This window comes from Bacillus methanolicus MGA3 (genome assembly GCF_000724485.1).
Classification (GTDB): Bacteria; Bacillota; Bacilli; order Bacillales; family Cytobacillaceae; genus Bacillus_Z; species Bacillus_Z methanolicus_A.
In genome coordinates, this window is sequence record NZ_CP007739.1 from 2473544 (window position 1) to 2496106 (window position 22563).

Sequence of the window (22563 nt, forward strand, 5' to 3'; positions counted from 1 at the left end):
TACAATTAAAAGTTTGAAAGTTGGGAAAAATCATGAAATATTTTGATTATGCCGCTACTTGTCCTCTTGATGAGGAAGCAGCACAAATTTTTTTAAAAGCTTCGCAAAATTATTTTGGAAATACACAAAGTCTCCATGATATAGGCAGCAATGCTTCTGCTTTACTTGATCAGTGCCGTTTGAGGCTAGCCCAGCTTCTAAACGTTGAAAAAGAAGGAATTTATTTTACAAGCGGTGGATCTGAAAGCAATTTTCTTGCCATTCATGCACTATTATCGGCAAAAAGAAAAAAGGGTCGGCATATTATTGCAGGCCAAGCCGAGCATTCATCCATTCATAGCTCACTAATGCGACTTGAAAAAGATGGCTATGAAATTTCCTACCTTCCTTTTAACAAAGAAGGGATTATTGACCTTGAAAACTTACGTGCTGCGATAAGAGAGGATACAGTCCTTATCACAATTCATCATGCAAATCCAGAGATTGGAACCGTTCAGCCGATTGAGGAAATTGGCTTGCTTTGTAAACAATACGAAATTTTATTTCACACTGACTGTGTCCAGACGTTTGGAAAAATTAAATTAGACAAGATAAATAAATGGGCGGACAGCTTTTCTATATCAAGTCATAAGTTTTACGGTCCAAAAGGCGTTGGAGCTGTTTATGTCAATCCGTATTTAGCGTGGAAAACTTTTTATCCAGGGGCTGTTCATGAAAGGGGTTTCAGACCTGGAACCGTTAATGTACCGGGAATTGCGGCTATGACTGCCGCCGCGGAGAAATCATATGCTAACCAAACTGAATATGCTAAAAAGTTTTTAAAACTGAGAGATGCTTTTAAACATTCTGTAAAAGAGATTAGCGACCGAATTACCATTTATGAAGCAAATGATTCGAATATGCAGCTTCCATCCATTATTGGGTTGAGATTAATGGGGTTAGAAGGACAATGGGTGATGCTTGAGTGCAACCGCCGGGGATATGCCATTTCGACCGGAACAGCGTGCCAGATAGGCTTGCAGTCTCCTTCTAAAACGATGCAAGCACTCGGAATCGATAACAAAGAAGCGAAGGAATTTATTCGTATTTCAGTTGGAAGAGAAACAACCGAGGAAGATGTCGAGTCTTTAGGACAAACCATTGTCCAAATTGTCCGTCAAGCAGGGGTTTAATAAGATGGTCTCTTAATTCAACATAAAGTTTAGTCAAAAGAAAAGGATCCGCTAAAGGGATCCTTTTGCTGCTTTTTTCAGTTGAAAAGAAGGGTAGCTTCCAAGCACCTTTACTTTACAGCCGAGAGCTTCAAGTTCTGCGATCGCACCCGGAATCAATACATCATCCATTTTCATTTCAATATCAATAATAAAGAAATAATTACCAAGCCCTGTTTTCATCGGGCGGGATTCAATTTTTGACAAGTTCAGCTTCCTCCATGCAAATGCAGATAGAACTTGATGCAAAGTTCCTGCCTGGTCTGATGGCAAAGTAACCATTATTGTTGTTTTAAAACTGTCGGGAACACGTTTTATATCAGGTTTATCATCACTATTTTTTGATAAAATTACAAATCGTGTATGGTTGTGTCCGAAATCATGAATGTCTTCTTTTACAATAATTAATCCATATTCTTTTGCTGATAGTGCATTTCCAATCGCGGCCGCCCTTATTTCGGGATGTTCTTTGACATATTGGGCAGCTGCAGCTGTAGACGTTGTCGTTTCACAGCGAACTCCTTTAAATTGCTGGTGCAAGAATCGATGGCACTGGGCAATGGCATGTGAATGGCTGTAGATCAATTCGATTTCTTTCCATCTGTGTTGATTTGCTTTATGTACCATAAAATGCTGACGTATCGGCATGGTTGTTTCGCCGATAATTGGCAGCTCTACTTCATGAATTAAATAATCAAGTGTGATATTAACAGATCCTTCCAAGGCATTTTCAAGCGGAACGAGGCACAGATCCGTTTTCCCTTCTTCAACTGCGTCCATACATTCCGGAATTGTTTGAAAAGGAATAGATTCTGCGCTCGGAAATATTTCTCTAACTGCCATATCCGTGAATGTTGCCCTCGGCCCCAAAAAACCAACTCTCAACAAAATCTCCTCCCATGACAAAATGGAGGGACATTCCCTCATTACGAAACATTGAGGGTCTGACCCTCAATCTTAGCAAATCCTTTTTTATAAACAATACATCACTTCATCACTTTAATAAAGTAAAAATTCAAATTATTCTCCACATTAACTTAGTATATTGCCGTGGAAAAGGGGCGGAGCTGCGCTATCAAAAATAGAAATGTCATCTTTTCGAATAAAATAAAATAAAAAACAGCTGGGAAACTCGCAGCCGTTTTTACGCACCTGATCCCAGCACTTCAACTTTATCTACAAACTCAAGCCGGCGAAGCCGTGTTAAAAGTTCATCAATTTCAATTTCCATTTCTGTAATATTCAACGACAAAGTGACGTTTGCCCTGCCTTGCAAAGGAATCGTTTGATGAATCGTAAGAACGTTGCATCCAGCCGAAGCCACAACGCTTAATAACTGCGAAAGCGTCCCGGAGCGGTCTTCAAGATGAAAAAACAGAGTGATCAGCTTCTCCTTCACAACTGTATGGAAAGGAAAGACTGTATCTCTGTACTTATAAAAAGCACTTCGGCTTAGATCAACGCGCTGAACAGCTTCCCAGACTGACTCAGCTTTTCCCCTTTCAATCATTTCTTTTGCTTCAAGGGTCTTTTTCATCGCTTCCGGCAGAACATCCTCACGGACTAAATAAAATTTTTTATCGAATTTATCATGTCTCATTTCTCCACCCCGTCAATCAAGAGCTATTCAATAAACTCAAACTCATAATCGAACAGCTTAACTGTATCTCCGTCTTTTGCTCCTCTTTCACGCAGAGCATCATCAACACCCATGCTTCGGAGCTGGCGGGCAAAGCGGCGAACAGATTCATCTCTTGAGAAATCGGTCATCTTAAAGAGGCGTTCGATTTTCTCGCCAGAAAGGACGAAGCTTCCGTCTGGATCACGGGTAATCGTGAATTCTTCCTGTTCTGCTTTATGTTTATAAAGAACCCTGTGCACTCCGGTCTCCTCTATTTTTTCCAGAAGAGGAAATTCCGGAGTTTCTTCAAGTTTATCGGCAATCGCAAATAATAGATTCCGTAAACCTTGTCTTGTTATTGCAGAAATTGGGAATATCGGATAATCATCCGTTAACTTTTTCTTGAATTCAGCAAGGTTTTCCTCTGCATTTGGCATATCCATTTTATTGGCGACAATAATTTGCGGCCTTTCCGTTAATCTTAAATTATATTCTTTTAGTTCATTGTTAATCGTTACATAATCTTCATATGGATCGCGCCCTTCCATCGCAGCCATATCGATCACATGAACAATAACCCTTGTTCTTTCAATATGCCTTAAAAATTGGTGACCGAGGCCGACGCCTGAGTGCGCCCCTTCGATTAAGCCCGGGAGATCTGCCATGACAAAACTTCTGCCATCCTCTGTTTCAACGACACCCAAGTTCGGCACGATGGTTGTAAAATGATATTCTGCGATCTTAGGCTTTGCTGATGAAACGACGGAAAGAAGAGTCGATTTACCGACACTTGGATAACCTACAAGGCCGACATCTGCCAAAAGCTTTAATTCCAAAATAACTTCCCTTTCCTGTCCCGGTTCACCATTCTCGGAAAGTTCAGGAGCAGGATTTGCCGGGGTGGCAAACCGGGTATTCCCCCGACCGCCTCTTCCCCCTTTGGCAATAACTGCCCTCTGGCCATGTTCTGTAAGATCAGCAATGACTTCCCCGGTTTTTACATCGGTAACAACTGTTCCAGGCGGTACCTTTACAATCATATCCTTCGCATTTTTTCCATGCTGGTTCTTAGACATGCCATGCTCCCCGCGCGGAGCCTTAAAATGCCGCTGATACCGGAAATCAATTAGCGTCCTCAGGCCTTCATCAACTTCAAAAACGACATCTGCACCTTTCCCGCCGTCTCCGCCAGCGGGACCTCCCTTTGGCACATACTTTTCCCGGCGGAAAGCGACCATTCCATTGCCGCCGTCCCCGCCTTTTACATATATTTTTACTTGATCGACAAACATTTTTGATCCTCCATAAAGTTGACTTTTCCTTAGACGTGAATCCTTCTTTTCTATAACATTCCCTATGTATTTGGCAAAAAAACAACCAGTGATAGTACCTGGTCAGAGAATTCCTGAACCTCAACATGCAAAGATGAGTTTTTTTCAGCCAGAAATGCTGAAATTTTTTCTTTATCTGTTATATTCCCCCTAAAATCAAAAAAGAATCGAGTGCCTTTCTCACCAGATTCAATGGAAACGGACAAAAGATTGTTGTGGAAAGCTTCAATTGAGTTGTTTAAACACGAAAAAAACGATCTTGTCCATTCCGTCATTAATTGATCATTCACGGCTGGCGTTTCCATATTATCCATCACTTCGTATTCAAGTTGAAAGGCATGATTTTCCCAGTTATGTGTAAGAAGGAGAGATGCAAATTCAGTCATTTCAAGATTGGACAGCTTTGCCTCCTGTTGTGCTTCATTAACAATTTCATTAATAATTTCCTTGGCCCTGTCGATTTTGTTCAATGCCAAGTTTCCTTTTATTAATTGAAGTTTATTTAACCAATCATGCCGGACATGCCGAAGCACCTCGACAGTATTCCAGTCTTTTTTCATGAAAAAAACCCCTAAACAGTTATTAAGTAACAGAAGACTGCTTGCTGATAGTATATCAAAAAAGTGTGAATGCGTAAGCAAATTTACACTAAAACGCCAAAATTGTTCCTATCGAAAAGAATCGAGTAGGAGGGGGTGACTAACCCCCGACCTCTCACACCACCGTACGTACCGTTCGGTATACGGCGGTTCAATTAAGTATGACGTAGAAAATGATATCTCTCGAATAGACTTCTTAACCCTTGATGACTCCAGTAGGAGTTATCGAGGGTTTTGTGTAGAATGGGACTGCAGGCAATCCGCCAGTATTTCTTGCGTGTATTGCCCCACTCGATTGCTTTATGACTTGGAACACCTAATGCTCTAAGTTTCCGAATTCTTGTTTTCGGCGTTTTCCACTCTTTCCATAAACACATTCGAAGTCTTCGTCTTATCCATTCATCAAATTCTTTGAACTTGCTTGGTGTATCTGCCAAGGCAAAATATCCACACCATCCCATTAGGTACATGTTCAGTTTCTCAATTCTTTCCTCCATTCGATACGGTTTGGATCTGGATGTGATTTCACGGATCTTGTTCTTGAATCGTTTCACACTTTCTTTCGCCATCCGTATCTTGGGTGTTTTGTTTGGTGTAAAGCTAAAACCGAGAAACTTCCGTTTCCAAGGACGGTGTACCGCCGATTTCTCTTTATTTACCTTGAGCTTTAATTCCTTCTCGATAAAGTTAGTAATGGAGTTCATGACACGAATTCCTGCTTTCTTTGTTTTCACGTAGATATTACAGTCATCCGCGTACCGTACAAATTTATGTCCACGTTTCTCAAGTTCCTTGTCCAACTCGTGAAGCATGATGTTTGATAATAGTGGATTAAGCGGTCCACCTTGTGGCGTTCCCATGTCTGTTTCCATTACCACTCCATTTATCATCACGCCTGATTGAAGATACCGGCGGATTAACTTAAGTAAAATCCGATCTTCGATCGTTTTCGCCAAGATCCCCATCAGTTTGTCGTGGTTCACCTTGTCAAAGAATTTCTCTAAGTCTATATCGACCACCCAGCGATATCCTTCTTTGATATAGCCCTTTGCTTTCCTGACCGCGTCATGTCCTCTGCGGCTTGGGCGAAAGCCGTAGCTATGTTCAGAGAAGGTCGGATCGAAGATTCTCGTTAACACTTGGGCGATCGCTTGTTGAATGAAACGATCAGTCACGGTGGGGATACCTAGAAGTCTTACTCCGCCGTTCGGTTTCGGGATTTCGACTCGACGAACGGGTAAGGGTTTGTAGGTTCCCTCTCTTAACGACTGTCGAATGGAGTCCCAGTTTTCATAGAGGTGTCTCCGTAGGTCTTTTGCGGGCATGCCATCTACTCCGTGACTTCCTTTATTCTGTTCAACTCGTTTTAATGCCGTTAGGAGATTTTCCCGTGACAAAATCAGTTCCATCAACATAGATATCCTCTCCACGTGAACGAATCCCTCTATTTGTGCCATCTTCTGCTCCACCCTCTTGAAGTCCCCCGTGGGATTCACCACTTCCTCCTTCAAGTAAGTCCTGCCGGATTGTCTGCTTCAACACAGAAGATGAACGCGTAGTGTTTCGTTCTCCTTAATTGTTCAGTCCTTCCTCTTTCGTCTCGAGCTCGAAAGAGTACTATGACCTCTGCTGACTTCTGACTGCTCAGCTATCTATCGCTAGATAGGTTACCAAGATTACTTGGCGTGCCAGTCAGATCTCCCCGGGTAAGAGTGTAATCTTTCCTTCCATCTATCTGCTTCATTTACTCTGTATCACCTTCGGCAGAAAGGGCTTTGTTTTGTTTTGCAAACTCACCCAGTGATACCTAGCCTTATATGAAGTTCGTATTCCTCAGACCGGAAGTTTGCCGTCCGCTTCCTTCAGATTCCGCGTTACCACGGACACCCTTGCGTTATGCTAACTGCTACTTCTGCCTTCACAGCTCGGGACTTGCACCCTATAGATTACACCCATGCCGGGCGCACAAAAAGAAAACTCTAACCTATACGGTTAGAGTTTTCATTCATTAGCTTACGCTTCTTTAGCAACCGGATATACGCTTACTTGCTTGCGGTCACGACCTAAACGCTCGAATTTAACGATACCGTCAACTTTCGCGTATAGAGTGTCGTCGCCGCCGCGGCCAACGTTCACACCAGGGTAGATTTTCGTACCGCGCTGACGGTAAAGAATAGAACCACCAGTTACAAATTGACCGTCCGCACGCTTAGCACCAAGGCGTTTAGCGATTGAATCGCGTCCGTTCTTTGTAGAACCTACTCCTTTTTTAGAAGCGAAAAATTGAAGATCTAATCGTAGCATTTGTTTCACCTCCCGCTATTTAAAGGTAATTTTTATATGCTTTCCATAATCTCTTTCAATCGTTTGCAATGAAACAACCATGCCTTCAAGAAGAAGCTGCACTTTCTCTTGTGTTTCCTTTGGGAGATCCATTGGAAATTCACATCGAAGAAAGCCGGATTCTTCTTGTTCGATGACAGGTTCAATACCTGTTAACGCAATCACTGAATTAAGAGCTCCGATAGATACAGCAGAAGCTCCTGCACAAACAATATCATTGCCATACTCGGCAAATCCGGCATGTCCACTCATTGTAAATGATTGAATTTGTCCGGATTCTGTACGATTAATCGTAATCTTAATCATCGGTTAAAAACCTTATGCATTGATTTTTTCAATCACAACTTTTGTATAAGGCTGACGATGACCTTGCTTTTTGCGTTGGTTTTTCTTCGCCTTGTATTTAAAAACAATAATTTTCTTTTGACGGCCTTGTTTTTCAACTTTTGCTGTAACAGTAGCGCCTTCAACTAATGGGCTTCCTACTTTTACCTGATCGCCGCCTACGAAGAGAACCTTATCAAAAGTAACTGTTTCGCCGACTTCGGCGTTAAGCTTTTCGATGTAGATTGTTTGGCCTTCTTCTACTTTAACTTGCTTACCGCCAGTTTCGATAATTGCGTACATGAAATGCACCTCCTTATAGACTAAGACTCGCCATCACAGGCGTTTTGCAGCAGCAAAAACTTAAAACCTGTTCTGTGCGGTTGTAGCACGGGTGCGCTACAAACATAACATGAAAATACTATCACGATTCTTATTAAGTGTCAAGAGAATGGCTGACTTTATAACAAGGGGCTAGACCCCTCCAATCTAATAAAGCACGTTCTATAAATAGTCGTTGTTGGTGGAAGTCAGAGTCTAATGAGTCAGCCTCTCAAAACGGCGGATGTGATAAAAAGGTTTCGGAGAATCCTCTTTTATCTCGAATTTTATTTTCAATCCAAGCATTTCTTCAAGCCGGATTTGGTGAATATTATTTTCACCCGCAAAAACATCGGCTACTTCTTTAGTTGTTTCAATTAACACACCATCATAATCAGAATGCCGTTGTTCCCAAAGTTCACGTTCAAGCCGAAAAGCAACTGTTTCAGGGCTTAATACCCTGCCTGTTCCTTCACATACAACACATTTTGCGGTTAAAGCCTCTGATATAGCCACCTTCGTTTTCTTCCTTGTTAGCTGCAAAATTCCTAGCGGAGTAAACCCGATTACTTTTGTTCTTCTGTCATCTTTTGTTAACTCGGATTGCATTTTCTGAAGAACCCGCTCCCTGTCTTCCTCTCTATTCATATCAATAAAATCAATTAATATTATTCCGCCTATGTCCCGCACCCTTATTTGGCGTGCAGCTTCTTCTGCAGCTGCTAAATTCACAGAAACAACCGTATCTTGCAAATCATTTTTGCCTGAGTATTTCCCTGTATTTACATCAATGACAGTAAGCGCCTCGGCTTCATCAAAAATCAAGTAGGCCCCATTATCAAGCCAAACAATCCGCTTTAAAGCTTTTTCTATCTGATGTTCAATGTCCCAGGCGTTAAATATATTTTCCTTGCCTGTATAAAGCGCCACATTCACATTGATTTTTGCATCTTTAACATACCGTTCGATTTTGTCCTTTAGAAGAATATCATCAACAATAACTTCTCCTGTGCCAATCGTTTTTATTTCCGAAATCAATTGTTTATAAAACAGATCTTTTTCAAAGAGAAGCGAAGGTTTTTTCCTGGAGGCAGCAATCCTTTCGAGCTCCTTATACATGTTTCTAAGAGCCTCAAGTTCACTAGCAATCACATCTTCTGTTTGATTTTCTGCACTGGTTCTAAAAATCAGCCCTTCATTTTCTGCTTTAATTTGTTTTCCAAACCGTCTCCATCGTTCCCTGTTTCTCTCATCAACGATCTTTTTTGACACTGCTATATACCGGCCATTTGGCATATAGATCATATACTCGCCTTGAAGCTCGATAATTCCGGTTAGCCTCGGCCCTTTCGTTCCAGTAGCATCTTTCTCCACTTGAACGAGAATTTTTTCACCCTGGTGGACAAAAGAAGAAATAGAACGATTGTTCCGCACCTCTTTTGGTTCATCCGATAGTACAAACGCCGGCAATTTATCTCTATGTAAATAACCTGACTTCTCTTCGCCAATATCTACAAAAGCGGCGTTCATTCCCGGTAGAACTTTTGAAACAACCCCAAGATACAAATTACCAACAATTGAATGGCTTCTTGGCTGCTCGATAAAAAATTTTTCAACTGTTTGTCCGTTAAGAAGAGCAAACCTTTTCTCTCTCGTGAGACTATTGACAATTAATTTCATCAACATGTTTCCTCGCTTTAATCCTGATCATGATTATTCTACCATTTATAAGTGTAAAGCAAATCTCCAGCTTTCGCAGAAGTCATTTTTTCAGTAAAATAGGCATGAAGCAGTTCATTTTCGTCAAGAGACCCCTTTTCCTTCCCATTCTTTTCAATAATAATCGGGTGTTTGCATCCCCTTTGGAACCGTTCCAGAATTTTGATAACCAATTCATCTTCACTGACTATAATTGGCTTTAAAGAACGGAAATCACTATTTTTTCCGTAATACCTTTCCAGTAAGAAACGGATAAATACAAACCGCATTTGCTTCCATTCGTTGTAAACGGAATATGCCAAGAAAACAATAACGATCCAAACATTCAAATTCACAGGAGCCGTCATTAAAGTGATAAAGGTAAAAAGAACGATGGAGCAAATTGAAATGAGTAAAGTAATTTTGTGTGCCTCCGGGAAAGATCTCTTTAATGAAAACATTAAAAACAAGAGTTTTCCCCCATCCAGCGGCCAAATCGGTAAAAAATTAAAAATCAAAATCATAAAATTATATTGAATAAATAAACCGTACCAATAATCAGGCAACAAGGAAAGTTTATAAAAAAGAAAAGCTAAGCCCATCATCCAAAAATGTTGAAAAGGACCTGCAAGAATAACAGCTCCTTCCTCTATTAATGGGCGGTTGCCATGTTCTTCAACCTCCATCACACCACCGAAAGGGAGCAAAGAAAATTTCTTAATCCTCCAAGAAAAAAACGAAGCTGCTGCCGCATGTCCCATTTCATGAACAAAAATAATCAGCAGGAGCAGACACAACTCAATAAAACGTGCGGTCAAAACCGCAATTGCAATGACGAACCACAATAGCGGATGAATGTGAATATGTGAAAATAAGGAAATGATTTTATTCAAAGCGGATCACCTGATTTGGGTCAATAAAATCATCCCCTTTTTTAATGGCAAAATAAAATGCCCCTTTTTTCTCGTCTTTTCCTTCAGAAACCGTTCCGACGGGCGTGCCTTTTTCAATGTACTGATATAGGACCACATTGATATTTTTCAGATTGCCATACCACGACTCGCTTTCATCGGCATGCTTAATAATCACAGTTTTGCCAAATCCTTCTTTTTCTCCCACAAACCGAACATACCCTTCATTCATTGCTTCTACAACCGCACCTTTGCCGGTTTCAACCATTATCCTTTGTCCATTCGTATTAAAATCTTCAAGTATCCTCCCGGACGCTGGAAAAGCATAATTCTGATTTGATTCCGTTTGGCTTTTCTTACTCTTATCTGTAAAAGGCAACAGCGCAAGAGGTTTTCCAAATTGTTTTTCATACCAGTCAGAAACAGTCGCAAATTGAAAATCTTTTTCCATAGAATTTTTCACAAAATGGCGTGCCGGTTCTAACACTTGAGATGGATTGCGAAAAATAATCGCAATAATCAGAACTAAACAAGCCGAAAACAAAGTTTTTAACATGATGATCTCTTTTTGAAAAAGAGGGTGATCTTCTTGTTCCGGTCCGCCCTCAAAAGAAGAAAGCTTTTCAAAGCCGTGTTTTTCTTCGTCTTCAGCCAAGAAAAAACGGTTTTGAAAATCCCGGGCTGCTCGGTCTCTCTCTTTTTTTCTTTTTGCAATTTTTTTCCGGATATCATCAGCTCTCGAACCCATTTTCTCCCCACCAATCACTTTTACAATTTGTACAAGTGTATGAGTGGTTCATTAAGAAAATGACTGCCCATAAGGGAAAAAGAAAAAACCGGGAATATCCCGGTTTCCACTGCGATTATGAACGAACCCCGAAGAATTTCTTGATCTTTAAGAAGACGCTTTTGCTTTCTTCTTCTAACGGTTGAAGAGGAACAGATTCACCTAAAATCCGACGTGCAATGTTCCGAAATGCTATAGAAGCTTTGCTGTTTGGATTAAGGGCAATCGGCTCCCCATGATTGGAAGCTTTAATTACTTCTTCATCATCGGCGACAATCCCGAGTAAATCGATAGACAGATGAGTTGTAATTTCATCCACATCCAGCATGTCTCCATTTTTCATCATATGTTTACGAATACGGTTGATTATTAATTTCGGCGGTTCTATATTTTCTTCTTTTTCTAATAAACCGATAATGCGGTCTGCATCCCTTACAGCTGACACTTCAGGAGTGGTAACAACAATAGCTTTGTCTGCACCTGCTACAGCATTTTTATAACCTTGTTCAATTCCAGCAGGGCAATCGATTATAATATAGTCATAGTTTTGTTTTAGTTCCATTACTAATGTCTTCATCTGCTCTGGAGTAACAGCTGATTTATCACTTGTTTGTGCTGCAGGAAGCAGAAATAACAAATCTTCAAAACGCTTATCTTTTACAAGGGCCTGATGAATCTTGCATCTGCCCTCTACAACATCAACAAGATCATAAATAATCCGGTTTTCAAGCCCCATAACCACATCTAAGTTCCGAAGGCCAATATCTGTATCTATAAGACATACACGTTTGCCTTGAAGTGCCAAAGCCGTCCCCAGGTTCGCTGAAGTTGTTGTCTTTCCGACTCCGCCTTTGCCCGATGTCACTACTATTGCTTCTCCCATATTAGCGTCCCCCTTCCAATCTTGTTAACTCTGGTCTGAGATGCATTAACGCTTGTAATCTATCAACGACAATTTGATTGTTTTCATCTATGTATGCACATTCCATTTCCCGGGGTTCTTCTTCAGGATAGTGATCAGGTGCACGGTTGATGCAATCACTGATCCGGAGCTGGGATGGTTTCATAACACATGCCGCAATGATTGCCTGCTTGTTTCCTAAACAGCCGGCATGGGCAATTCCTTTTAAGGCACCCATGATAAAAATATTTCCTCCAGCCATTACGGTTCCCCCCGGGTTCACATCTCCTATCAAGAGAAGATCCCCCGGAACCTCAAGGACTTGTCCAGAGCGAATTATTTTTGCGACAGACACAATTTCACTTTCCGCTTTTAAGCGTTCAGCTTCTTCAATCGTCATTACATTAGTTTCAATGTCTTCGACGACAAGATTTTTTTTATGGCGAATAATTTCTTTTATTTCTGCTTTTTGTTCCTCCGTTAAATATCGATTCCCAACTTTTACTTTTACCGAAATAAGCTGGCGGTCCTCATTAGCCCGGTACGCAACAGAAAGCTTCTCATTCAGTTCCTTCTTCAATTCTGCATAAGAACAGGAATCATCCAAGTAGAGGGTTAAACCGGACTTGGTTCCTTTAATCGTCACATTTTGTAGTTTTTTCATAGCAGGATGTTCACCTCAAATTAGAAAGCGAAAAGCGCTTTGCTTAGCCCCGACAAAAATAAAACAATCGGCGAGGAAGCAGTTCTTCAGCCACCACAGCCGGGTGGCTTTTTGTATAACCAAAAAAGCCCATTCCCTGTTCTTTTAATAACAATTCGACAGAAACTGCTTTTTTTCCTCTTTTTATATCAGAAAAGAAGGTCTTTTGGAGCACCCTCACCTTATGAAAAAGAAATAAAATTCATAGTCTCATTCTGTCAGATGCTCCGCAAATTTTTCATATAGTCTCTTTAAAGGGTAAGCAGCAATAATCGAAAATGCAAGATTTAAAACAATAGTAGGAAGAAGCCTTAATGAAGCAAAATGGGAAAAGCTCATATCGGTTCGATGAATTAATAAATTCATCTCGTATGCTCCCAGTTCAAGCAAGGCCACTCCAATGACCGATACAATTGTTACGATCACAATATTCGTTTGGAGAACCTTCATCATTTTGGACACTAAGTAAGCCGTCAGCGGAAAAAAGAACAAATAGAAGCCCAAGATTTCCGTATAAAACACATCATATAAAAGCCCGAAAACAAATCCATAAATGATCCCGTATTTTTTACTTCCATAAATCGTTAAGAAAAAAATGGCAATGATTAAAAAACGGGGAACTAAAATACGGTCACTGTTAAAAATTTCTGCAGGCAACAGTTGGACAAAAACACTTTCAATAACAAAAAATGCTGCCAGCATCACAGGAAGAAGGAATCGGTTCACAGGTCCTCCTCCTCTTGATTATCAACAATATTACTTACATCGGGCTGCTTCATCTTTCTTTTCACAACCATCACATGATTAATATCATAAAGATTAGCTGATGGTTTCACATAAGCTGTTTGTGTCAAGCCGTATTGATCGGGAACGACATCGACTACTTTTCCGATTGGCAGCAATCTAGGAAAAACGCCGCCCAAACCGGAAGTAATTACATTTTGGCCTTTCTTAATTTTCGCATCATAAGGGATTCGTTTAAGCAATAATAATTTTTTCTTTTCGTCATACCCTTCAATAAAGCCGTAAAAATCTTTTTCACCCTGAACAACCGCTGAAACGCGATTATTAGGGTCCATTGCACTTAGAAGCTGTACAGTCGATGTGAACTTGCTCACACTTTTTACTTTTCCGATCAGCCCTTTGGATGTAATAACAGCCATATTGGCTTTAATACCATCTGTTTCACCTTTATCAATAATCAATAAGTCATACCAGCGATCAGGGTTCCTTGCGATAACAGTAGCCTGAGCAGGGTCATAGTCCCGCAAAGAATCTTTTTTTCCAAGTATATCTTTTAACTCTTCATTTTCTTTCGTTAACTCATGTACTTCTGCTTCCAGTCGGGCCAAATCATCAAGTCGTGCTTTTAACTGTTTATTTTCGTTGTATGTATTTTGCAAATCATGCAAATTTTCAATAAAACCGGCAATAGATTGTGCTGGCCTCGATACAAGGGATTGAACCCAGCCGGTTGTATCTTTAATTAGCTGTTCCGGCCAGGTGAGTTGTTTTCGATCCCTTAAAGAAAACCCAATCAATGCCACGAGAATAATGATGCTGACAAGTAACACAATCAGTCTTTTATTCAGGAAGAACTGTGGCATGATTTACACCTCTGTTTATTCGCATTAGCGAGAATCCTTCACTTTGTTTTTAAATAAATCAATATGGTCAAGAGCTTTACCAGTTCCAATTGCCACACAATCGAGCGGATTTTCTGCAATCAAGACAGGCATTTTTGTTTCCTCGCTGATAACCTTGTCCAAATTGCTTAGCAAAGCCCCGCCGCCTGTCAGTACAATGCCTCGGTCCATGATATCGGCTGCTAATTCCGGCGGGGTTTTTTCAAGTGTAACTTTTACAGCATCAACAATCGCATAAACTGTATCGTGCAAAGCATTTGCAATTTCTTCAGCAGTAATTTCAATCGTTTTTGGCAGCCCTGTCAACAAGTCCCGGCCGCGGATTTCCATGTTTTCAATTCCAACCGGATCTCCGGCAGAACCGATTTCTACTTTAATTGTTTCTGCAGTACGCTCCCCAATCATCAAGTTGTAATTTTTACGGATATAGTTCATGATCGCTTCATCCATTTCATCACCGGCAACGCGGATAGATTGGCTTGTAACAATTCCTCCTAAAGAGATGATCGCCACTTCTGTCGTTCCGCCGCCGATATCAACAACCATGCTTCCTGTAGGTTCCCAGACTGGAAGATTAGCGCCAATTGCCGCCGCAAATGGTTCTTCAATTGTAAAAGCATCACGTGCCCCGGCCTGGCGAGTTGCATCAATAACTGCACGTTCTTCAACAGCAGTAATACCGGATGGAACACAAATCATGATATATGGCTTTCCCGCAAAAAAGCCCTTGTTTTTTAATGCTTGTTTAATGTAATATTTCATCATTGTCGCAGTTGTCTCAAAGTCAGCTATTACGCCGTCTTTCATCGGCCGGAGAGCCACAACATTGCCCGGGGTCCTGCCTATCATGTTTTTCGCATCATTTCCGACCGCAACAATTTGCTTTGTGTCCGTTTGTATTGCAACAACGGAAGGTTCTCTGACAACAATTCCTTTCCCTTTTATATATACAAGGGTATTGGCTGTACCTAAATCAATTCCAAGATCTCTTGTCCCAATTCCAAACATAATTGTATCTCCCTTTCTGATACTTTTGCAAAATAAAATAAGGCGATTTATAAAGAATTATTTTCTTGATTGTTGGTTATAATGGTTAATTTACTGCTGGCAGCCATCAAAAATCATAAACAATATTATATCTCAACGTCAATTAAAATCATAGTGTCATAAATAACCTTTTTCCTTTAAACTTACGTATTTATTTTCTCCGATCACTAAATGATCGAGCAGGTCTATTCCAATAATTTTTCCACACTCGCCAAGCCGTTTTGTGACCTCAATATCCTCTCTGCTTGGAGTTGGATCGCCCGAAGGATGATTGTGGGCGCAAATGATTGATACTGCAGACCTGCGGAATGCCTCTTTAAATACTTCCCGCGGATGGACGATCGATGCATTCAAACTCCCAATAAAAATAGTTTGTTTATGAAGCACCTGATTTTTAGTGTTTAAATACAAACAAACGAAGTGCTCCTGTGACAGAAACCTCATATCATTCATTAAGTATCTTGCCCCGTCTTCCGGAGAACGGATGACATAACGTTCATCATAACAAAGATTGGAAATTCTTCGGCCAATTTCAACAGCAGCTAGAACTTGAATCGCTTTCGCTTTTCCAATTCCCTTAATTTCCGTTATCTCTTCTAGCGTCGCATCTTTAAGGAGCCTTAACCCCTCAAAATGAGTTAACAGGCGGTTTGCTAACTGCAATACCGACTCATGCTTCGTACCAGTCCTCAATAAAATCGCCAATAATTCATGATTAGATAAACTTTCCGGTCCGCTCTGGATAAAGCGCTCCCGGGGCCGTTCATCTTCAGGAAAATCTCGAATCATTAAAGACTGTGTTTCCATGTTCATTCCTCCCTTCATGTGTCAAAGGGAGCTTCCGAGGATTTGATTTTTGCTGTGAAAGTTTCTAATAAGGCAGCGAATATCCTGCCTTTCGAAGTTCCCGAACCGTTCTTGACACCGGCAGGCCGACTACAGTGAAATAATCTCCTCTGATTTGTTTAACGAGCATGCTTCCAAACCCCTGAATTCCATAGGCTCCTGCCTTATCAAACGGTTCCCCGGAACTGATGTAAGCTTTGATTTCCTCATCGGTCAACTCCCAAAATGTCACATCTGTTTTTTCAAAAAATGTTACGTTTTTTTCAGGAGCGACAATTGCTACTCCTGTAAACACAGAATGAGTTCTGCCGGACAACAACTTCAGCATTCCGTAAGCTTCTTCCTTCGTTTGCGGTTTACCGAGGACCTGTCCTTTGGCAACAACAATGGTATCGGATCCAATTACAAATGAAGAAGGATTTTTCTCAGCAACAAAGCTTGCTTTTCGAAACGCCAATTCCATTACAATCTCTTCCGGTTTCATACCTGGATCATAGCTTTCATCCACTTCGCTGCTGGAGATTTCAAAGGTTAAGTGAAGATTTTCAAGAAGTTCTTTTCGCCGTGGAGATGATGAGGCTAAAATGAGGTGCTGCATAAAAATCACCTTACCTTTACAATTGAATCAATTGGGGAGATACAAGAATATCGTACCAAACTTTTCCTTATCAAACAATTTATAACCTTTATGATATAAAAGATTTTTTCATAAAAAACAAACATGAGTTATATACTCTTAACCCTATCATGGATAATAAGGCGGTGTGAGCGAAGCCAAGCTCTAACTATTTACATTGATAAAAAAGGTTGTTGCTCAAACTGATTTACACTTCATTTTTTGATAGCACAGCTCCGCCCCTTTTCCACAAAAACAAAAGAGCCTGTCGAATGATATTCACACAGACTCTGATAATTTGTCTTATTTCCCAGAAAATATGCATTAAAATATCTTGCTTTTGAGGAATGCTGGCCAAAAATGTTGATAGAATTTTATTATAGGCTTTGATAGACAGCGAGAAAGGAAAGGAGATCATTTTGCAGTTCGTTTACTGCTTCTCGTTCAGGGGATTTTTGAATCATTTTTGCTTTCTCAACTGCCTTTACAAGATTGCTTTGGACTATTTTAACTTTTTCATTTTTGAGCGCGGTGCCTTCTATTTGTAAAAGCATATCTCCTTGCTTAGAACAGCTTTCAGCTGTTGCTTGAGAGATTGAATTGGTCAGTGAGGCTTCTGTTGCGGCTGCCGAAAGTGTTTCATAGATAGCAGGAGCTGACTCAAGAAGCTTTCTCTCTGCTTCTTGCAGGCCTCTCAATTCATTGCCGCCAATATTAATCTGCTTTGCAAAAACTTCTAACCCGCTCTTTTTTAACATGCTGCCAATTTCCTTTGCATTTTCCATACTGTCAGCCACACTTAAATAAAGGATAAATTGCCCGTTCATACTAACGATTTGGGCAGGAACCCCTTTTTGTTCAACCGCTGATTTCACTGACTCCGCTGCTTTACTCGTTGAAAAGACACCTCCCTGGACAATAAAAGAAGAAATCGGCGGCACGCTTGTCGAAACAGTTCCGCTTGCAGGCTTTACATTATCGGCTGCCGGACTAGGCTCTTTCAATTTTACTGCTGTATTTTCGGTAATAACGGGCTTTAATAACATAAGACCAAAGCTAACACCTAATAGGATTGCAAGAAAAACAGAAAAAAAGATAGAGGTGAAAATACCTCGAGATTCTTTGTTTTTTCGATTTGTGATTCCGCTCCAACCTTTGCTCTGATTCTTTTTTGCCTGATCTGTGATTTTTATCACGTTTGGTTCATCAGACAATTCAGGAAGGATCCAATCAAAACTCTCTTCCAAAGGCTCCTCAGCAGCTGCCGTTTCATTTCTCACTGCGTATTTATCCTTGTCCAAACGAATGTTATTTCCAGTCTTTCTATTTGTTTCAGCGTCCTCTGAATGACCCTCTTTAAACGGCCGGTCTTTCCCGTTTATTTTGATCGTAATCGTCTGCCCCTTTTCTCGTTTGTCCACTTTCCATCCTCCCATCATCATTCATCCGTTCTATTTTGTTACATCCTATCATATAGGCAAAAAAAAATAACAAGACTTTTGTCGTCTTGTTATCGAATGATTTCGTCAAATTTTTTGCTAGTTTGATGAAATCAAATCTGCGGACAGCTCCTCAATCGGTATTGCTTTATCCGGACCGTTTTTGGAGCATAGATTTCTTTTTTCTCCTTTCAGACAAACAGCAGCAACCCGAGTTCCGATGATTTCTACATACGACTCTTCCGATGGCTGCAAAAAGTTACCGCTATCAGGATCAATAATACTGTCAATAAATTGTCGGTCAGCTAACTCTTTATATGAAATTCTTTCTTTTGGATTGTGACCTTCAGCAATTTCCTGCCTGATATAGTAAGTTGCCGCTTCCTTCATGGCAAGGGCATTCGCCACAAACGCTCTGTCTCTCGTATTTTGAATTACCTTCGTTATAACCATACCAGCGATAGCGGAAATGATCCCGAGGATCACAATAATTGCTAAAAGTTCAATTAGGGTCATCCCCTTGTCATTAAGAATGCTTCCGCAATTCTTACGGTTGACCATCTTTGTTATTTTTTTCATCTTTATCCACATCCGAAAATCCGCTGAATGGATTTTTCTTGTTGGATATTCTCGGTGTATCCAATGGCGGCAATTCTTTTTGCAAATCTTCAAGTTTTGGATAATAATAGGCTGCAATTGTTAGTTCAAATTCAATCGGTTTTTGATCTTGGCCTACCTTATAGATCTCTTTTGGTGCAGTGAAACTTAAGCCCTCTACTTTGACAATTCGCTGCAAAGATTGAAGAGAATCAATAAACTTTTCCATTTCGAAATACGTATCGGCTTCAGCCATAATGGTAATCGTTGTTTTCTTTATGCCATTTGGCAATGCTGCATCTTTGCTTGAAGAGGATGCTTCATTATTCTCATCTTTATTCAGGTCATTATTGTTTGCATCGGCATGATTCTCTGTCGCCTCGCGAGAATTATTCCCAGTGCTTTTGATCGTTTCATCAGCTTCTGTCCCGTCTAATTTAATTTCGCTAATATATGTATCAGAAACGATTTCCGCTTTATCAATATCAAGCAGCAATTGGTCTAAAAGCCGTTTAACCGGCACTTGCTTTTGAAGCTCCATCGTGCTTAACACTGTATTCTCTTTGACTTGGTTTAACCGGCTTTCAATGATTGCTGTTTGCTGATTCAACATTTTTAGGTCTGCTTTATCTCTATCAATCTTTTGTATTATTGGCGCCAAATACAGATAATAACTTCCAGTAAAAATAGAGATGAATAGAAAAAATGCAAGGATTATTAGCAATATTTGCATTTTAGAGAGGTGAAGATTCATGGGGTGTCTCCCCCTTCCTCTTCGACATGATTTCGATTCGCTGATTTTTCCTTTTCTAATTTATATGCTTTTTTCAGTTCAGCGGCATTTAACCTCAGTTCATATTTGGCATAATAACGCGGGAAATATTCTTTTTTTGCTAATTCTTTTATTTGATCGTCTGAAAAATTCGTATTGTTATTAATAATTTCCCAGTCCCCTGCTTTTTCATCTGTAATGACCGCCTCATCGATCCATTTATAATTCAACAAAGCGTTCAAATAATAAGCTGCATCGCTTTTCGTATCAAATTGGACGACTTGGGTGATTTTGTTTCCCTCTTCCAATTTAAATTCGGTAATAAAACCTCTTTCCGGAAGTACTTTCGTTAGCTTTTGCATAACATAAACAATATTATACGGCTGCTCTTTAGCCCATTTAATGGCATTTTCGAGTTCCTGCACTGAGTTAGAGGACTGGAATTCAGCGAGTTTTGTTCTTTCAGCTTCCAAAATTTCATTCGATAATTGAATTTTGTTTTCTACATTTTCTAGTTCCTGTTTTTTTACGTTCATTTGCCAGAAAAAAAGGGAGGCACCGATAAGGACCAATCCTATGAATGTGCCTAAGACAATAAAAAAAGACAGGTTTCTCGGTTCTTTTTTGGGAAGGAGGTTGATCTCAACTAGCATGCTTACACCTCTTTTAGTCCTAAACCGATGTTTAAGTGAAATGGAGAAACTGCTCTGTTTTCCGGTCCGGCCTCAATTTTCTGGCTCTCGATTGTTACAGTCGGGATCTCAAAGCGCACTTTGATTTCTTTATAAATTTCCTCAATCCATGGATGGTCCCCATCAACCAGTATTTTTGTAATTTGCCGATTTCCTTGGTTAAGAGTATAGCGGTAAAAATTCATGACTTTTTCTGCTTCTTTATAAATGTCTTCGAGAGGAATCAACACTTCCGAGCGGTCGCCGTTATAACTGTACTCATCAGAAGAGAAATAATCCCATTTTGATAGATCAATATCCAATTGCAAATTCCTCATAAAAACCGGAAGATGTGCCTGAAATATGCTTATATTGACGGCATGCAAATCGATTTGCATCATCATTAAATTTTCATTTTTGCTCTGGTTTTCTTGATTAAAATACAATCTGTATAAGGCTAAACAAGAGATATCCGCTGCAACAGGTTTTAATTTTATATTTTCAAACAAAACGGCATAGTCGGTTACAATGTTTTCCGGTACCGCAAACAAGAGAAGATCTCGTTTCTTTTGATCCGGACTGCCAATTGGATAAAAATCAAAGACAGGGTCTTCAAACGGCAAATGGATGCTCATTCCAAGCTCCATATATAAATACCCTTTTATTTCATCATCTTTAATATCAGCAGGGATTGAAATCTTTCGGATGACTACAAATTGATCCGGTACGAGAAAACGAATCGGCCTTTTCGCAATTTTCCAGTCTTCGACACATTCTTCGAGTATCGATTCCAACATCTCAAAATCTTGTATTTTGCCGCCTTTTATTATTCCCGGCGGCAAAAAACGTTCACCCCATCGGGAAACGACAGGCGGATGGGCTTGTTTTAGTTCGGTAAACCGAATGACATAATCTTTTATTATTAAATTAATTGTCCGTTTATTGCCGAACTGAAAAAGCATTCCCATGATGAAAACTCCCTAAATGAAAGAATTTAAATACCAGTAGATGATTGTCTCGCCATAAAAATAGGCACACAGAGTTCCAAGTCCAATAAATGGGCCAAAAGGGATTGGTTTTCTTTTTTCAAGCTTTCCGGTCAACCGCCCTGCGAGGCCAAAAACGGCGCCAAATAGTGTTGCAAAGAAGAAGGAAAGTAGAACGAGTTTTGTTCCAAGCGCAAAGCCGATAACAGCAAATAATTTAATGTCTCCGCCGCCCATGCCGCCGTTGCTGATAACTGCAATTAAAAGCAACAAGCAAAAGCCGCAAGCAGCACCCGCAATTGAATCCCACCACGGGGTGAGCGGCAGGAAAATCCGCTCTAATAAAAAAATCACTGCAAATACAAGCAGGACTTTATCTGGGATAATCATATATTTTACATCTGAAACAAAAACGATAACAAAAAGAGAAATAAGCGTCCAAGCGATAAAGAGCTCGGAAGTCCATCCGATGGCAAACGGAGCAAAGACAAATAAGACTCCTGTCATCAGTTCTACGAATGGATATAATGGAGAAATAGACGCCTTGCAGCGTCTGCATTTCCCCCCTTGTATAACATAGGAAACAACTGGTATGAGTTCAAACGGTCCTAACGTATAGCCGCAGCTCGGACAATGTGAGCGCGGTTTGACGATGGATTGCTTTAACGGCACCCGAAGGCCGACGACGTTGAAGAAGGAGCCTAACAATAAACTACTAATTAAGATATAAATATATAAAAAGCTCATTTTTCTCTTTATGATCCTGACCCGATAGTTCTATCACCTTTACCTTTATCTGCGTCAATATCCTTAATTGTTGCATTATTGAAGGTCAGAGTTACATTACCTACTTTTTTAGTTGCATTTAATTTAAAAGTTGTTGATGATCCATCTGAAGTAACTGTAACTGTATAATTACTATCTAAATTTGGATCATCTACATAATTTTTCAAATCAGAAGCTGTTAACGGTTGTGTCGGTATTCCATTAGCAGCAACATACGTTTTAGCCGCATTAAGGACTTGAATGGCGTCAGATTTAACTCCATCTTCTCTTGATTTTTGAATAATCCCACCAATACTCGGAATCGCAATTGCTGCGATAATCCCCAAAATAACGATTACCGCCAAAAGCTCAATTAACGTTAACCCCTTCTGATCTTTTAATCTTTTCCCTAGTTTTTGCAGCATAAC

At 40.2% G+C, this 22563-nt stretch carries 27 protein-coding genes and 1 other annotated feature; of the genes, 1 reads left to right on the plus strand and 26 read right to left on the minus strand.

Annotation, left to right across the window (positions count from 1 at the left end):
* The first annotated feature begins 32 nt into the window (after positions 1–32).
* Entirely contained in the window at positions 33–1172 is a 1140-nt protein-coding gene (locus BMMGA3_RS12005; RefSeq protein WP_003347674.1) for an IscS subfamily cysteine desulfurase, read from the plus strand.
* A gap of 51 nt (positions 1173–1223) precedes the next feature.
* On the opposite strand, the gene pheA is transcribed toward BMMGA3_RS12005, so the two are convergent.
* From pheA to BMMGA3_RS12130, 26 genes are all read right to left on the minus strand, one after another.
* Entirely contained in the window at positions 1224–2096 is an 873-nt protein-coding gene (gene pheA / locus BMMGA3_RS12010) for a prephenate dehydratase (RefSeq protein WP_003347672.1), read from the minus strand.
* A 259-nt stretch (positions 2097–2355) separates the two neighbouring features.
* Positions 2356–2811 (minus strand): ACT domain-containing protein, encoded by a 456-nt coding sequence (locus tag BMMGA3_RS12015; RefSeq protein ID WP_003347670.1) that lies wholly within the window; start codon positions 2809–2811, stop codon positions 2356–2358.
* Positions 2812–2834: 23 nt separating this feature from the next.
* Positions 2835–4124: a GTPase ObgE gene (obgE, locus tag BMMGA3_RS12020; protein WP_003347669.1), complete on the minus strand. Its 1290-nt coding sequence runs from the start codon at positions 4122–4124 to the stop codon at positions 2835–2837.
* A gap of 62 nt (positions 4125–4186) precedes the next feature.
* Positions 4187–4723: a Spo0B C-terminal domain-containing protein gene (locus tag BMMGA3_RS12025; RefSeq protein WP_003347666.1), complete on the minus strand. Its 537-nt coding sequence runs from the start codon at positions 4721–4723 to the stop codon at positions 4187–4189.
* 194 nt (positions 4724–4917) lie between these two features.
* On the minus strand, positions 4918–6177 hold the full coding sequence (ltrA, locus tag BMMGA3_RS12030; RefSeq protein WP_038502383.1) for a group II intron reverse transcriptase/maturase: 1260 nt from the start codon (positions 6175–6177) through the stop codon (positions 4918–4920).
* Positions 6119–6304, minus strand: coding sequence for a hypothetical protein (locus BMMGA3_RS17510; protein WP_003347276.1), 186 nt, complete (start codon positions 6302–6304; stop codon positions 6119–6121). Before BMMGA3_RS17510 ends, ltrA begins: the two co-directional genes overlap by 59 nt.
* A gap of 471 nt (positions 6305–6775) precedes the next feature.
* On the minus strand, positions 6776–7066 hold the full coding sequence (gene rpmA / locus BMMGA3_RS12035; protein WP_003347662.1) for a 50S ribosomal protein L27: 291 nt from the start codon (positions 7064–7066) through the stop codon (positions 6776–6778).
* A gap of 15 nt (positions 7067–7081) precedes the next feature.
* Positions 7082–7411, minus strand: coding sequence for a ribosomal-processing cysteine protease Prp (locus BMMGA3_RS12040; protein ID WP_003347661.1), 330 nt, complete (start codon positions 7409–7411; stop codon positions 7082–7084).
* 12 nt (positions 7412–7423) lie between these two features.
* Positions 7424–7732, minus strand: coding sequence for a 50S ribosomal protein L21 (gene rplU, locus BMMGA3_RS12045; RefSeq protein ID WP_003347659.1), 309 nt, complete (start codon positions 7730–7732; stop codon positions 7424–7426).
* Positions 7733–7745: 13 nt separating this feature from the next.
* Positions 7746–7824: a sequence feature (ribosomal protein L21 leader region), on the minus strand.
* 142 nt (positions 7825–7966) lie between these two features.
* Positions 7967–9430, minus strand: a complete 1464-nt coding sequence (locus BMMGA3_RS12050; RefSeq protein ID WP_003347657.1) for an Rne/Rng family ribonuclease — start codon at positions 9428–9430, stop codon at positions 7967–7969.
* A gap of 38 nt (positions 9431–9468) precedes the next feature.
* The gene (locus BMMGA3_RS12055; RefSeq protein WP_003347656.1) at positions 9469–10341 is read right to left on the minus strand and encodes a M50 family metallopeptidase; all 873 of its coding nucleotides are present in this window, start codon (positions 10339–10341) and stop codon (positions 9469–9471) included.
* Positions 10334–11107, minus strand: a complete 774-nt coding sequence (locus BMMGA3_RS12060; protein ID WP_003347655.1) for a M23 family metallopeptidase — start codon at positions 11105–11107, stop codon at positions 10334–10336. Before BMMGA3_RS12060 ends, BMMGA3_RS12055 begins: the two co-directional genes overlap by 8 nt.
* 115 nt (positions 11108–11222) lie before the next feature.
* Positions 11223–12029, minus strand: a complete 807-nt coding sequence (minD, locus tag BMMGA3_RS12065; RefSeq protein WP_003347654.1) for a septum site-determining protein MinD — start codon at positions 12027–12029, stop codon at positions 11223–11225.
* 1 nt (position 12030) lies between these two features.
* Complete coding sequence (gene minC, locus BMMGA3_RS12070; RefSeq protein ID WP_003347653.1) at positions 12031–12711, minus strand: septum site-determining protein MinC; 681 nt, start codon at positions 12709–12711, stop codon at positions 12031–12033.
* A gap of 249 nt (positions 12712–12960) precedes the next feature.
* On the minus strand, positions 12961–13476 hold the full coding sequence (gene mreD, locus BMMGA3_RS12075; protein ID WP_003347651.1) for a rod shape-determining protein MreD: 516 nt from the start codon (positions 13474–13476) through the stop codon (positions 12961–12963).
* On the minus strand, positions 13473–14357 hold the full coding sequence (gene mreC / locus BMMGA3_RS12080; protein WP_003347650.1) for a rod shape-determining protein MreC: 885 nt from the start codon (positions 14355–14357) through the stop codon (positions 13473–13475). Before mreC ends, mreD begins: the two co-directional genes overlap by 4 nt.
* 24 nt (positions 14358–14381) lie before the next feature.
* A complete protein-coding gene (locus BMMGA3_RS12085) occupies positions 14382–15404 on the minus strand; it encodes a rod shape-determining protein (RefSeq protein ID WP_003347649.1) in 1023 nt (340 codons plus the stop codon).
* A gap of 156 nt (positions 15405–15560) precedes the next feature.
* On the minus strand, positions 15561–16250 hold the full coding sequence (radC, locus tag BMMGA3_RS12090) for a RadC family protein (protein ID WP_003347648.1): 690 nt from the start codon (positions 16248–16250) through the stop codon (positions 15561–15563).
* A 64-nt stretch (positions 16251–16314) separates the two neighbouring features.
* Positions 16315–16887 (minus strand): Maf family protein, encoded by a 573-nt coding sequence (locus tag BMMGA3_RS12095; protein WP_003347646.1) that lies wholly within the window; start codon positions 16885–16887, stop codon positions 16315–16317.
* A gap of 395 nt (positions 16888–17282) precedes the next feature.
* On the minus strand, positions 17283–18326 hold the full coding sequence (locus BMMGA3_RS12100) for a hypothetical protein (protein WP_003347644.1): 1044 nt from the start codon (positions 18324–18326) through the stop codon (positions 17283–17285).
* A gap of 117 nt (positions 18327–18443) precedes the next feature.
* Positions 18444–18923 carry a type II secretion system protein gene (locus tag BMMGA3_RS12105; RefSeq protein ID WP_003347641.1) on the minus strand — a complete coding sequence of 160 codons (480 nt, stop codon included), beginning with the start codon at positions 18921–18923 and terminating at the stop codon, positions 18444–18446.
* The gene (locus BMMGA3_RS12110; RefSeq protein ID WP_003347639.1) at positions 18892–19695 is read right to left on the minus strand and encodes a hypothetical protein; all 804 of its coding nucleotides are present in this window, start codon (positions 19693–19695) and stop codon (positions 18892–18894) included. The genes BMMGA3_RS12105 and BMMGA3_RS12110 overlap by 32 nt, the downstream gene beginning before the upstream one ends.
* Complete coding sequence (locus BMMGA3_RS12115) at positions 19692–20366, minus strand: hypothetical protein (RefSeq protein ID WP_003347637.1); 675 nt, start codon at positions 20364–20366, stop codon at positions 19692–19694. The genes BMMGA3_RS12110 and BMMGA3_RS12115 overlap by 4 nt, the downstream gene beginning before the upstream one ends.
* 2 nt (positions 20367–20368) lie before the next feature.
* Positions 20369–21352 carry a type IV pilus biogenesis protein PilM gene (pilM, locus tag BMMGA3_RS12120; protein WP_003347635.1) on the minus strand — a complete coding sequence of 328 codons (984 nt, stop codon included), beginning with the start codon at positions 21350–21352 and terminating at the stop codon, positions 20369–20371.
* Positions 21353–21364: 12 nt separating this feature from the next.
* Entirely contained in the window at positions 21365–22117 is a 753-nt protein-coding gene (locus tag BMMGA3_RS12125; RefSeq protein ID WP_003347633.1) for a prepilin peptidase, read from the minus strand.
* 8 nt (positions 22118–22125) lie between these two features.
* Positions 22126–22560 (minus strand): type II secretion system protein, encoded by a 435-nt coding sequence (locus tag BMMGA3_RS12130; protein ID WP_003347631.1) that lies wholly within the window; start codon positions 22558–22560, stop codon positions 22126–22128.
* Positions 22561–22563: the final 3 nt, after the last annotated feature.